Below are 12678 nucleotides of genomic sequence, written 5' to 3'. Positions count from 1 at the left end.
CGACGGACAAAAGGCCGCAACCCCTTAATTGATAACAGTTCTCAATACCGCTTCGACAGCATGGACATAGACTCAGGACGGCTTCGCGCGCTCCAGACTGTCGAGATCACCCCGCAGGAACTGCAGCATGGCCGAGAAGTCGCGGCCGCCGTAACCCAGCCGGTCAAACAGGGCGTACATGGCTTCCGCCTGGGTCCCCAGTGGCGTTGACGCCCCCGCCTTGGCCGCCGCGTCCTGGGCCAGCTTCAGATCCTTCAGCATCATGGCCGTGGCGAACCCGCCCTCGTAGCCGCGATTCGACGGCGCGGCCGGCACCGGTCCGGGCCAGGGGTAATAACTGGTCACGCTCCAGCACTGGCCCGAGGACTTGGACGCAATCTCGAAAAACCGCTCGGGCTCCAGTCCCAGCCGCTCGGCCAGGGCGATGGCCTCGCACGTGCCGATCATGGAAATGCCCAGCAGCATGTTGTTGCAGATCTTGGCCGCCTGCCCCGCCCCGTGGTCGCCGGCGCGGATGGTGATGCGGCTCATGGGCTCCAGCGCGTCCTCGACCTGCGCCAGCACCGCCTCGTCACAGCCGACCATGAAAGCCAGTGTTCCCGCATCCGCCGCCGCCGTGCCGCCCGACACCGGCGCGTCCGCGAACGCATAGCCCGCCTCGCTCGCCAGCCCGGCGACCTTGCGGGCCGTGTCCACGTCGATGGTCGAGCAGTCCACCAGCAGCGCCGACGTCGGCGCCGCTCCGATCACCTGTTCGGAATAGACTTTCAGCACATGGGGGCCGGCGGGCAGCATGGTGATGACCACGTCCGCATCCTTGACCGCCTCCACCACCGAGGTCGCGGGCGTGCAGCCCGCCGCCTTCGCCCGGTCCAGCGCCTCGGTCGACAGGTCGAAGGCCGTCACCGTCCGCCCGGCCTTGGCCTGATTGGCCGCCATGCCGCCGCCCATATTGCCCAGGCCGATGAATGCGATCTTCATGTGCGTCTCTCCCTGACAGTCTTTGTGTCGGGCTTAGACTCATCGGGCGGGGATCGCCAGCGTCGCGGGGCGCCGTCAGGGCCGGAATTGGCCGGAAATACTTGACTTTTCCCTGTGGATTTCTATATCGGGCCAACAGTTCGGGACAGGTCTGGCGAATTCGCGCCGCCCGCTCGCCCAATGAGGGGCGGTTCCGTGCGTCATGGGCCTGAAAAGGCTCCCCTTCACCCGAGTTTCATGACTGAATTTTCCAAGCTGGGCCTCTCGCCCACGACCCTTCAGGCGGTCGAAGACACCGGCTACACCAACGCCACCCCCATTCAGGAACAGGCCATTCCCGTGGCCCTCGCCGGACGCGACGTCCTGGGCATCGCCCAGACCGGCACCGGCAAGACGGCGGCCTTCACCCTGCCGATGGTGGACCGGCTCGGGTCCGGTCGCGCCCGGGCTCGCATGCCCCGCGCCCTCGTTCTGGCCCCGACCCGCGAACTGGCCGACCAGGTGGCCGAGAGCTTCGGCAAATACGCCAAGGGCACCAAGCTCAACTGGGCGCTGCTGATCGGCGGCGTATCCATGGGTGAACAGGTGGCCCTACTGGACAAGGGCGTGGATGTCCTGATCGCCACCCCCGGCCGTCTGCTGGACCTGTTCGAGCGGGGCAAGATCCTGCTGACCGGCGTCGAGATCATGGTGGTGGACGAAGCCGACCGCATGCTGGACATGGGCTTCATCCCGGACATCGAGCGCATCTTCAAGCTGACGCCGCCGCGCCGACAGACCCTGTTCTTCTCGGCCACCATGCCGCCCGAGATCACCCGTCTGACCCAGCAGTTCCTCAAGGATCCCACCCGGATCGAGGCCTCGCGTCCGGCCATGACCGCCGACACCATCGCCCAGTATCTGGTGCGCATCCCGTCCAGCGACCCCAAGGCCAAGCGCACCGCCCTGCGCGCCCTGGTGGGCCGCGACGACGTGAAGAACGGCATCGTCTTCTGCAACCGCAAGTCCGAAGTGGACATCGTCGCCAAGTCCCTGAAGACGCACGGCTTCGACGCTGCGCCCATCCACGGCGACCTGGACCAGTCCTTGCGCATGAAGACCCTGGCGGACTTCCGCTCGGGCGCGCTCAAGATTCTGGTGGCCTCAGACGTGGCCGCGCGCGGTCTGGACATCCCGGACGTCAGCCACGTGTTCAACTACGACGTCTCGCATCACGCAGACGACTATGTGCACCGCATTGGCCGCACCGGCCGCGCGGGCAAGAAGGGGCAGGCCTTCATGATCGTCACCCCGGCCGACGACAAGTCGCTGGATAAGGTGCTCAAGCTGATCAAGATGGACCCGGAAGAACTTACGCTCGACATCGACTGGTCCGGCGTGTCGTCCGGCGGGTCCGCGCGCGGCGGCCGCAAGGCCCCGGAACGGACCGGTCGCAAGGCCGCCGAGCAAACCGCACAGCCCGAACAGGGCGAACGGCCCCAGCGCAGCCGGGGCGGACGCCGCAGCCGTTCTGAACCCGTTGCCGAGGTCGATGCCGCCCCGAAAGAGGTTGCAACGGCTGAACCCGTCGCCGCGACGTCCGCTGACCAGGCCGAAAAGCCCCGCCGAACCCGCAGCCGCCGCGGATCGAAGACCGAAACCGCGCCGGTCGCCGAACCGGCCCCCGTCGCCGCCCGCGAAGCCGAAGCCCCCGCGCCGCGCCTGACACAGGCCGAGCGCAAGACCGGAGGCCGCAAGCCGAAGACCGACGACGCCCCGGCGAAGGGGTCCGGCTTCGGCGACGACGTCCCGGCTTTCCTTCTTCGTCCGGCGCCGATTTCGTCCTGATCGCGGCGCGCCCTTAACCTCGTCCTTACCGGGCCGGGCTAGCCTTCTTTCGCTCTGGGAGAGGGACCTGCATGACCGCCGAGGTTGAGACCACGCTTCGAGGCCCCGCGGCCTTCACCCTGGCGCGCCAGGCGCTGGAGGCCATGGAGAGCGCCGGCGTGTGGCCCACGCCCCTGAACTTCGAGCTGTGGCTGCACTACCTCGGCGAACCCGACAGTCCTCTGGGCAAGGAGATGAAGCGCCTGCTGGACGCCGGCACGCCCTTCACCGAGGACATCAGCGAGATGCTGTTGGCCGAATATCTGCCGCGCGGTCGCCTGAACGACGAGATCCGCGACGCGGGCGTCGTCCTGAACCGCGAACTGAACACCGTGGCCGAGGTCATCGCCGAGGCCCGTTCTTCCCAGGCCGCCTATGGCGAGACCCTGGCCGGAGCCGGCGCCGCCATGGAGACTCCGCTGGAGCCCGGAGACTTGAAGCGTCTGGTCGGCGATCTGACCACCGCCACCAGCCGCATCCACCGCGAGAACGCCTCCCTCGAGAAGCGTCTGGAAGCATCCACCAGCGAGGTCGCGCGCCTGCGTGAACACCTGGAGCAAGTGCGCCGCGACGCCATGACCGACGCCCTGACCAATCTGGCGAACCGCAAGGCCTTCGACGAAGAGATGACCCGCGCCTGCGAGGCCGCCCAGCAGCGCAAGGCGCCGCTGACCCTGGCCATCCTCGACATCGACAATTTCAAGAAGTTCAACGACACCTGGGGCCACCAGACCGGCGATCAGGTGCTGCGCTATGTAGCCAGCGTTCTGGGCCGCACCCTGCGCGCACCCCGCGTGGCCGCCCGCTACGGCGGCGAGGAATTCGCCATGCTGTTCCCCGGCGAAACCGCCCCCATGGTCGAGGCCGTGCTGAACAGCATCCGCGAGGAAATCGGCTCGCGCAGCCTCAAACGACGCTCCACCAACGACGACCTGGGCGCCGTCACCGTTTCCATCGGCCTGGCCCAGAAGCAGGGTGACGAATCGGCCCTCACCTTGATGGGCCGCGCAGACGAGGCGCTCTACGCCTCCAAGCGCGCCGGCCGCAATCGCGTGACCAGCGCCCAGAAGCTGGCGACAGCCGCCTAGCCTCCGCCTTGATTAACGGCCAAGGTCGCCGGATGCGCAGTTTCGCCTTCGCCGTCGCCTACTGGCCCCTCTCTATCCTCCACACCCTGGCCGCCGCCTTCGCCGCCCTGACGCCCGGGCGCGGCCTGGTGCGCGGCGTGATCCGCAGCTATGTGCGCTCCATGGTCTGGGCCATGGGCGCCCTGGCCGGCATCCGCGTTCAGGTGCGCGGCAGGGAGCGCCTGCCGCAGGGCGCCTATATTCTGGCCTGCAAGCACCAGTCGTGGGGTGACGGCTTCTGCATCTATAACCAGTTCGATGACCTGGCCTTCGTCACCGGCGACCATCTGGAGCGGTTTCCGCTGCTGGGCACTGTGCTGAGGAAACTGGGCGCCATCGTCGTCAACAACTGCGGCGGCAGCGAAGCCCGCAAGGCGCTCGCGACCCGCGCCGCCGAAGCCCACGCCGAGGGCCGCAAGATCCTGATCTATCCCGAAGGCAATCTCGCCAGGGTGGGCGAGAAATACCGCTACCGCACCGGCGTCTGGCACATGTACCGCGACTTCCAGATGCCCGTTGTCCCCGTGGCCACCAACCTCGGCGTCTTCTGGCCGCAGGAGGCGTACGACAAGCATCCCGGAACCGCCACCCTGGAGTTCCTCGATCCCATCCCCCTCGGCCTGGACAAGGACGCGTTCATGGCCCGGCTCGAAGCCGCCGTCGAAACCCGCACCGCAGAGCTGGTGGCCGAGGCCACGGGCGATCCGGTCACCCCCGCCGTTCAGGTCCCCACGCCGGATGAGGCAAGGCGGGTGGCGGCCTAGCCCTTCGCCGGAATGATCGTCACGCTCTCGCCGCACCCGCAGGCGTCGGTCTCGTTCGGGTTGCGGAACACGAATTTCGACGCCAGCTTCGACGTCTCATAGTCGATCTCCGTCCCGATCAGGAACAGCACCGCCTTGGGGTCGATCAGGATGGTGACGCCCTTGTCCTCCACCACCTCGTCCAGCGGCTCGATGCTTTCGGCATAGGCGAAGGTGTATTCCTGCCCCGCGCAGCCGCCGTTCTTCACCCCCACGCGCAGCCCCACATAGGACTGCTCCGCCTTGGCCATGATCGCCTTGACGCGCGCAGCGGCGGCGTCCGTCAGGGTGACGGCCTTGGGGCGCGGGCGGCGCGGACGGGCGGTGGTCTGAAGCTCGGTCATCAGAACATGTTCAGTTGCAGCTTGGCCTCGTCGCTCATGCGCGAAGGATCCCACGGCGGATCGAACACCAGATTGGCGCGGGCGGACTTGACGCCCTCCACGGTCCGCACCGCGTCCTCGACCCAGCCGGGCATCTCGCCGGCCACCGGGCAGCCGGGCGCGGTCAGGGTCATCTCCACCACCACGTCGCGGTCGTCGGACACGTCCACCTTGTAGATCAGGCCCAGCTCATAGATGTCCACCGGGATTTCCGGATCGAACACGGTCTTGAGCGCCGTGACCAGCTCGTCGGTCAGGCGGTCCAGTTCGGCCTGGCTCAGGGCGCCGGTCTTCGGCTCGTCCCAGGCTTCGGCGAAGGTGGCGTTATCGGTGATCGGCTTGTCGTCCATGGTCATCAGATAAAGAACTCGCGCGCCTTGATCAGCGCATCCACGAAGGCGTCGGCGTCCTCCGTCGTATTATATAGGGCGAACGAGGCGCGCGCGCTCGACGTGACCCCCATTCGTTTGGCCAGCGGCTCTGCGCAGTGCAGGCCCGCCCGCACCGCCACGCCATAGCGATCCATGATCTGGGCGATGTCATGGGCGTGGGCGCCGTCGACGGTGAAGGTCAGGATGGCCCCCTTCCCCTCCGCCTCGCCCAGCACCCGCAGCCAATCAAAACCATCAAGGCGCGCCCGCGCATGGGCGTACAGCGCCTGTTCGTGGGCGATGACCTGGGCCTTGTCGAAACCCATCAGCCAGTCCAGCGCCGCGCCCAGGCCGATGGCCTCAAGGATCGGCGGCGTGCCCGCCTCGAACCGGCGCGGCGGCTTCGCATAGGTGACGCGATCCTGCTCCACCGTCTCGATCATCTCGCCGCCGCCCTGCCAAGGCGGCAGGCTGTCCAGCGCCTCAGCGGTGCCGTACAGCGCCCCGATCCCCGTGGGCCCATACAGCTTGTGGCCCGTCAGCACGTACCAGTCGCAGCCGATGGCCTGCACGTCCGGCGCGCAGTGCACCGCCCCCTGGCACCCGTCGATCAGCACCCGCGCCCCGGCCTTGTGCGCTTTGGCGCTGATCTCGGCGATCGGATTGATGGTGCCCAGCACATTGGACATGTGCGTCACGGCCACCACTTTCGTCCGCTCGGTCAGCAGCGCCTCGAACGCCGCCATGTCCAGCGACCCGTCGTCCCGCACCGGCGCCCATTTCAGCACCGCGCCGCACCGCTCGCGCAGCATGTGCCAGGGCACGATGTTGGAGTGATGCTCCATCTGGCTGACGATGATCTCATCGCCCGGCTGGATCGACTGGCCCACGCCCGCCGCCACCAGATTGATCGCCTCGGTCCCGCCCTTGGTGAAGACGATGTTGGTCTCGGCCTCGGCGTTCAGGAACCGCGCCACGGTCGCCCGCGCGCCCTCGAACGCCTCGGTGGTCTCATTGGCCAGGGTGTGCAGGCCCCGGTGCACATTGGCGTATGACCCGGACATGGCGCTGGTCATGGCCTCGATCACCGCCTGCGGCTTCTGGGCCGAGGCCGCGGAATCCAGATAGACCAGCGGCCGCCCGTTCACCGTCCGCGACAGGATCGGGAACTGCGCCCGCGCGGCGTGGGCGTCAAATCCTCCCCCATCGGGGGAGGGGGACCGCGAAGCGGTGGAGGGGGCGGCGGCCGTCACGGTGTTCACAGCCGTTCCTCCAGCCATTCCCGCACCCTTTCCCGCGCGCCCTCATGATCGATGCGGTCCACCACCTCGATCAGGAACGCTTGCACCAGCAGCGCCCGCGCCTCGTCCGCCGACAGGCCGCGCTGCTGCATGTAGAACAGGGCGCTCTCGTCCAGCGCCCCCACCGTATTGCCGTGCGCGCACTGCACGTCGTCGGCGTAGATCTCCAGCTCCGGCTTGGCGTCCACCTCGCCCCGTTCAGACAGGATCAGCGCGTGATGCCCCATACGCGCATCGGTGCCGTCGGCGCCGCGCTGCACGATGATCTTGCCCTGAAACACCCCCCGCGCCTGATCCCGCACCACGCCCTTGGTCAGCTGCGAGGTGACCCCGTTCACCCCCGAATGGCTGACCACGCTGGTCATGTCCCCGTGGCGCGCGCCGGTCAGCAGGTAGACCCCGTCCATCCGAACGTCCGCGTCCTGCCCGCCGTGGGTCAGATGCGTCTCCTGCCGCTGCAGCTTCGCCCCGGTCAGCAGGGTGGTCTGACGGAAGATTCCGCCCGGCGCCACGGCAACCTTCGCCTCGGCCACCGAGATGGCGTCCTCGGGCTCGTCCACCAGCACGACGCGCGTGACCTCGGCGCCCGCCGGAATGTCGATGTCCAGCCGGTTGTGCGCCACATAGCCGGCGCCCGATCCCTCGTGGCTTTCCAGCAGCAACAGCTTCGCCCCCGGCTTGACCGCGATACGCGCGGCGGCGCTGTGGCCGGCGTTCACCGCCTCCGACACGAAGCGCAGGCGCAGGGTCTGCTCGCTCGAGGCCACGAAGGCGTCCGCCCCCACGGCCCGCCCGTTGGCGAACGCCATCTCCTCGCCGCCCAGCATCGCAAACGGCCCGCCTGGCGCGGCGGCGACCTCCGGCGACGGCTCAGGCGCCTCGCGCAGAACCCGGCGCAGGTCGCTGTACTTCCACGCCTCCACCCGCCGCGACGGGAAGGTGGCCGGATCGTTCAGGTTCAGGATCGCCGCGCTCACGCCGCCGCCGGAAGGAACTTGTCGTAGCCTTCCGCCTCCAGTTCGTGGGCCAGTTCCGGCCCGCCCGAGGCGACGATGCGCCCGGCCGCCAGCACGTGCACCCGGTCCGGTTTGATGTAGTCCAGCAGGCGCTGATAGTGGGTGATCACCAGCATCGACCGCTCCGGCGACCGCAGGGCGTTCACCCCCTCGGCCACGATGCGCAGGGCGTCGATGTCCAGACCCGAATCCGTCTCATCGAGGATCAGCAGAGACGGCTCCAGCAGCGCCATCTGCAGGATCTCCATCCGCTTCTTCTCGCCGCCGGAGAAGCCCACATTCAGGGGCCGCTTCAGCATGTCGAAGTCCATCTTCAGCGCCTTCGACGCCTCGCGCACCTTCTTGAGAAAGTCCGGCGCCGAGATTTCGGCCTCGCCCCGCGCCCGCCGCTGGGCGTTCACCGCCGTGCGCACGAAGGTCAGGGCCGGAACCCCCGGAATCTCGATGGGATACTGGAACGACAGGAACACGCCCTTGGCCGCCCGCTCGGCCGGGTCCAGCGCCAGCAGATCCTCGCCCCGCCAGGTCACGGACCCCTCCGCCGCCTCATAGCCGGGCCGCCCCGCCAGGGCGTAGCCCAGGGTCGACTTCCCCGCCCCGTTCGGCCCCATGACCGCATGCACCTCCCCCGCCGGGACGTCGAGCGTCAGGCCGTTGAGGATGGGTTTGTCGTCGAGAGAGACGTGGAGGTTGTTGATTTTCAGCATTGTTTTTCTTGCTTATTATGTTCCGGCATTCGCGAACATTTCGCGATCATTCTCTTGTTCTGTGCCTGACGCCTTCAGACGCGCCCCGAAATCCGACGCCACGTCCTGCACCACGCCAGCCAACCGTCGCGATTTGTTTGCGTAGGACAACGAGCCGTGCGGCCAGATCAAGCGATCACGCAGCTCGACCTCGACGCCGGCGCTTTCAAGCGCCTTCGCAAATCTCTCACTGTCGGGCCATGTGGGATCCCTGCGCGAGTTGAGTATCATCGTGAACGGGAGGTTTCCGTCCACCCGGTCGCACAGGTCCGCGACCGATACGCCTTGGGGGCCCAGCGCCTCATTAATGTGGCGGACGGCCATCCGCCCCACCTGCCGCGAGGGACTCCTGCGAGGCTCGGCCCAACGTTCCGGATCAATGCCGATCAGGGGGTAAAGCAGTAATTGCCCGGCGACGGCGCCCGGCGACCGAGCGTTGACCGCCTGCGCCGCCGTCACAGCCTGATACGCGCCCGCTGAGTCCCCCGCCACGGCCACCGGCCCCGAGAACACGCCCGCGCGCTGCTGCGCCAAAACCCAATCGAGAGCATCCTCGGCGTCCTCGATCTGGGCGGGATAGGGATGCTCGGGCGCCAAGCGATAGCGCACGAAGACCACCGAGCAGCCGGACGCGGCGCAGATGCGGCCCGCCAGGTCGTGGTGCGTTTCAAGGCCGCCCGCGATCCATCCGCCGCCATGATAAAAGACGATCACCCCTTCCGGGTCGGATGGCGGCGTGTAGAGGCGAAACAGCAGGGAGCCGGAGCGACTAGGCAGGTCCGCATCCCTGAACTCAGCGTGGCCCGTCGCCGGACCTACCTGCCCAAACACCAGATTCGAGGCACCCCGCACCACGGCGGTGACGGCCTTCACCTTGTCGATGCGCAGAGCAGTCTTCACCCCACGCTCCCTTCGAGGCTGATCGCCACCAGCTTCTGCGCCTCCACCGCGAACTCCATGGGCAGTTCCTGCAGCACGTCGCGGACGAAGCCGTTGACCAGCAGGGCCACCGCCTCTTCCTCCGACAACCCACGCTGCTGGGCATAGAACAGCTGGTCGTCGGACAGGCGCGTGGTGGTGGCCTCGTGCTCCAGCTGGGCCGAGCCGTTCTTGGCCTCGATATAGGGCACCGTGTGGCTGCCGCAGTCCTTGCCGATCAGCAGGCTGTCGCACTGAGTGAAATTGCGCACCCCCGTCGCCTTGGGGTGCACCGACACCAGCCCGCGATAGGTGGAGTCCGACTTGCCGGCCGACACCGCCTTGGCGATGATCCGGCTCTTCGAGTTCTTGCCCAGATGGATCATCTTGGTGCCGGTGTCGGCCTGCTGATGCCCGTTGGTGATGGCGATGGAATAGAACTCGCCCGATGAGTCCTCGCCCTTCAGGATGCAGGACGGATATTTCCAGGTGACGGCCGAGCCGGTCTCCACCTGGGTCCAGCTGACCTTGGACCGGTCGCCCCGGCAGTCGGCGCGCTTGGTGACGAAGTTGTAGATGCCGCCCTTGCCCTCGGCGTCGCCGGGGTACCAGTTCTGGACCGTCGAGTATTTCACCTCGGCGTCTTCCAGCGCCACGATCTCCACCACCGCGGCGTGCAGCTGGTTCTCGTCGCGCATGGGGGCGGTGCAGCCCTCCAGATACGAGACATAGCTGCCCTTGTCGGCGATGATCAGGGTGCGCTCGAACTGGCCCGTCTGGCTGGCGTTGATGCGGAAATAGGTCGACAGCTCCATGGGGCAGCGCACCCCCGGCGGCACATAGACGAAAGAGCCGTCCGAAAAGACCGCGCTGTTCAGGGCCGCGAAATAGTTGTCCGACACCGGCACCACCGAGCCCAGATACTGGCGCACCAGCTCGGGGTGTTCGCGCAGGGCCTCGGAGATCGGCATGAAGATCACGCCAGCCTTCTTCAGCTCCTCCTTGAAGGTGGTGACCACGCTGACGGAGTCGAACACCGCGTCCACCGCGTAACGCGGCGCGCCCTCGACCCCCGCCAGAACCGCCTGCTCCCCAAGCGGGATGCCCAGCTTTTCGTAGACGGCCAGCAGCTCCGGATCGACCTCATCCAGCGACTTGGGCCCGTCCTTCTTCTTGGGCGCGGCGTAGTAGTAAAGGTCCTGATAGTCGATGGGCTGATAGCGCACCGAGGCCCAGGTGGGCTCCTCCATGGCCAACCACCGCTCATAGGCGGCCAGGCGCCATTCCAGCATCCACTCCGGCTCGCCCTTCTTCTCGGAGATGAAGCGCACGATGTCGGTGTTCAGTCCCTTGGGCGCGAACTCCTGCTCGATGTCGGAGGTGAAGCCGTGCTTGTATCGCTCCAGCTCCGCGACCGTGTCGATTGTCTCTTTAACAGCAGCCATTTACGCGACTTCCTTGGCGCGCACACTCAGGCGCGCGACATGCTTTTCAAATGCGGCGGTCCACACGTCCGCGAACCGCGTCCAGTCGGAGTCCTGCGTGCCCCAGCCGCCCGAGGCGCGCACCGCGCCCGTGGCCAGCCGGTCCAGCCCCATGGCGACCAGCGTCTTGGACGGCTTGGTCTTGCCCGAGGAACAGGCGCTGCCCGCCGACACCATGACCCCCGCCAGATCCAGCCCGATCAGCTGTTGCGGGCTGTCCCAGCCTTCCACCGCCAGGAACATGGTGTTGGGCAGGCGCTCGGCCGCCTCGCCGACCACCACCGCGCCCGCCGCCTTGACCCGCTGCGCCGCCGCATCGCGCCAGGCCGCGTGATGCGCCGCCTGTTCCAGTTCGCCGCCCGCGATCTCCGCCGCCACGCCGAATCCCGCAATGCCCGGCGTGTTCTCGGTGCCCGCACGCAGGCCCCGCTCCTGCCCCGCCCCGTGCATGATGCGCACGAGGGTCAGCCCCTCGCGCCCAACCAGCGCGCCGGACCCTTGCGCCGCGCCCAGCTTGTGCCCCGACAGGGTCAGGGTGTCCGCGTCCAGCGCCCGCATGTCCACGGCGATCTTGCCCGCCGACTGGATGGCGTCCACGTGCAGCCAGCCGCCCGCCGCCCGCACCAGCGCGGCCGCCTCGGCGATGGGCTGGATCACGCCGCTTTCGTTGTTCGCATGATGGATGGCGACCGCCGCCCGGCCCGGCCGCCTCAGCGCCTCGGCCAGCCAGTCCAGATCGACCACGCCGTTTCCGTCCACCGGCAGAACCTCGACCGGAATGCCGCTGGCCGTCGCCGCCTCGGCCACGCACGGATGCTCCGTCGCTGACACGATCAGCCGTTCGCAGCCCGCCGCGATAGCGCTGGCGATCCCCTGCGCATTGGCCTCGGTCCCGCCGCTGGAGAACACCACCGCCGTCGGATCGGCCCCGACCAGCGCCGCCACCTGGGCCCGCGCCGTCTCGATGCGCGAGCGGGCGCGGCGGCCCAGCGCATGAACCGCATTGGGGTTGCCCCCCTCGGCCAGCACTTCGGCCATGATCGCCTGCACTTGTGGCCGCACCAGCGCCGTGGAGTTGTAATCCAGATAAATGCTCACGCCGCCACCTCCTGGCGCGCATCCAGCGGCGCGCGGCGACGGGTGCGCTTCATCACCACGTCCTCCAGGCTGACGCTGGACAGATAGCGATGAATCTCGTCCCCCAGCCCGGCCCACAGGTCGTGGGTGATGCAGCGTTCGCCGCCGATCATGCAGCCCTTGGGCGAGCCCTGACCCGAACAGCGCGTGGCCCGGATCGGCTCGTCCACCGCCAGAACGATGTCCGACACCATGATCTCTGACGACGTCGACGACAGGCGGTATCCCCCGCCCGGTCCGCGCACGCTCTTGACCAGTCCGGCCCGGCGCAGGCGCGCGAACAATTGCTCCAGATAACTGAGGGAGATTTCCTGCCGCGCGGCGATCTCGGCCAGGGATACGGCCCGCTCACGGCCATGCCGCGCCAGGTCGGCCATGGCCATCACGGCGTATCGTCCCTTTGTCGAAAGTCGCATAACGCACCTCAAGAAATCGCGCGCTTTTCGGGGCTCCTGTGCTAGAACCCGCGGCTTCATGGGCCGTGGCGCGCGTGGTGGAGATATAAAGCCCTACCCCCACGGTCAAGTATTACGCAGCTGCGAAAC

13 protein-coding genes are annotated in these 12678 nt (G+C 67.8%); 3 read left to right on the top strand and 10 right to left on the bottom strand.

The genetic code is table 11. From position 1 onward, the window contains the following. Positions 1 to 72 precede the first annotated feature (72 nt). A complete protein-coding gene (mmsB, locus tag ACI8U3_RS08755; protein WP_415014482.1) occupies positions 73 to 981 on the bottom strand; it encodes a 3-hydroxyisobutyrate dehydrogenase in 909 nt (302 codons plus the stop codon). Between the two features lie 237 nt (positions 982 to 1218). On the opposite strand from mmsB, the gene ACI8U3_RS08750 reads away from it, so the two are divergent. From ACI8U3_RS08750 to ACI8U3_RS08740, 3 genes are all read left to right on the top strand, one after another. Then, entirely contained in the window at positions 1219 to 2808 is a 1590-nt protein-coding gene (locus tag ACI8U3_RS08750) for a DEAD/DEAH box helicase (RefSeq protein ID WP_415014481.1), read from the top strand. A gap of 71 nt (positions 2809 to 2879) precedes the next feature. Then, entirely contained in the window at positions 2880 to 3935 is a 1056-nt protein-coding gene (locus ACI8U3_RS08745; RefSeq protein ID WP_415014480.1) for a GGDEF domain-containing protein, read from the top strand. Between the two features lie 32 nt (positions 3936 to 3967). Beyond that, positions 3968 to 4738, top strand: a complete 771-nt coding sequence (locus tag ACI8U3_RS08740; protein WP_415014479.1) for a lysophospholipid acyltransferase family protein — start codon at positions 3968 to 3970, stop codon at positions 4736 to 4738. On the opposite strand, the gene ACI8U3_RS08735 is transcribed toward ACI8U3_RS08740, so the two are convergent. Genes ACI8U3_RS08735 through ACI8U3_RS08695 form a run of 9 tightly spaced genes read right to left on the bottom strand, consistent with a single transcriptional unit; the run spans position 4735 to position 12549 of the window. Continuing rightward, positions 4735 to 5121 carry a HesB/IscA family protein gene (locus tag ACI8U3_RS08735; RefSeq protein WP_415014478.1) on the bottom strand — a complete coding sequence of 129 codons (387 nt, stop codon included), beginning with the start codon at positions 5119 to 5121 and terminating at the stop codon, positions 4735 to 4737. The genes ACI8U3_RS08740 and ACI8U3_RS08735 overlap by 4 nt on opposite strands. Continuing rightward, positions 5121 to 5510, bottom strand: a complete 390-nt coding sequence (locus ACI8U3_RS08730; RefSeq protein WP_415014538.1) for an SUF system Fe-S cluster assembly protein — start codon at positions 5508 to 5510, stop codon at positions 5121 to 5123. The genes ACI8U3_RS08735 and ACI8U3_RS08730 overlap by 1 nt, the downstream gene beginning before the upstream one ends. A 5-nt stretch (positions 5511 to 5515) precedes the next feature. Further along, a complete protein-coding gene (locus ACI8U3_RS08725) occupies positions 5516 to 6784 on the bottom strand; it encodes an aminotransferase class V-fold PLP-dependent enzyme (protein ID WP_415014537.1) in 1269 nt (422 codons plus the stop codon). Between the two features lie 5 nt (positions 6785 to 6789). Beyond that, positions 6790 to 7809, bottom strand: a complete 1020-nt coding sequence (gene sufD / locus ACI8U3_RS08720; protein ID WP_415014477.1) for a Fe-S cluster assembly protein SufD — start codon at positions 7807 to 7809, stop codon at positions 6790 to 6792. Next, positions 7806 to 8555: a Fe-S cluster assembly ATPase SufC gene (gene sufC, locus ACI8U3_RS08715; protein ID WP_415014476.1), complete on the bottom strand. Its 750-nt coding sequence runs from the start codon at positions 8553 to 8555 to the stop codon at positions 7806 to 7808. Before sufC ends, sufD begins: the two co-directional genes overlap by 4 nt. Positions 8556 to 8570: 15 nt before the next feature. Next, complete coding sequence (locus ACI8U3_RS08710) at positions 8571 to 9467, bottom strand: alpha/beta hydrolase fold domain-containing protein (protein WP_415014475.1); 897 nt, start codon at positions 9465 to 9467, stop codon at positions 8571 to 8573. A 23-nt stretch (positions 9468 to 9490) separates the two neighbouring features. Beyond that, complete coding sequence (gene sufB, locus ACI8U3_RS08705) at positions 9491 to 10957, bottom strand: Fe-S cluster assembly protein SufB (RefSeq protein WP_415014474.1); 1467 nt, start codon at positions 10955 to 10957, stop codon at positions 9491 to 9493. Beyond that, entirely contained in the window at positions 10958 to 12094 is a 1137-nt protein-coding gene (locus tag ACI8U3_RS08700) for a cysteine desulfurase family protein (protein ID WP_415014473.1), read from the bottom strand. Next, complete coding sequence (locus ACI8U3_RS08695; RefSeq protein ID WP_415014472.1) at positions 12091 to 12549, bottom strand: Rrf2 family transcriptional regulator; 459 nt, start codon at positions 12547 to 12549, stop codon at positions 12091 to 12093. The genes ACI8U3_RS08700 and ACI8U3_RS08695 overlap by 4 nt, the downstream gene beginning before the upstream one ends. Between the last annotated feature and the right edge of the window lie 129 nt (positions 12550 to 12678).

It is taken from the genome of Brevundimonas sp., from assembly GCF_047617075.1.
In the GTDB taxonomy this organism is placed as follows: domain Bacteria; phylum Pseudomonadota; class Alphaproteobacteria; order Caulobacterales; family Caulobacteraceae; genus Brevundimonas.
The sequence above is the reverse complement of the archived record's forward strand: the minus strand, read 5'-3'. Positions and strand labels throughout refer to the sequence as shown.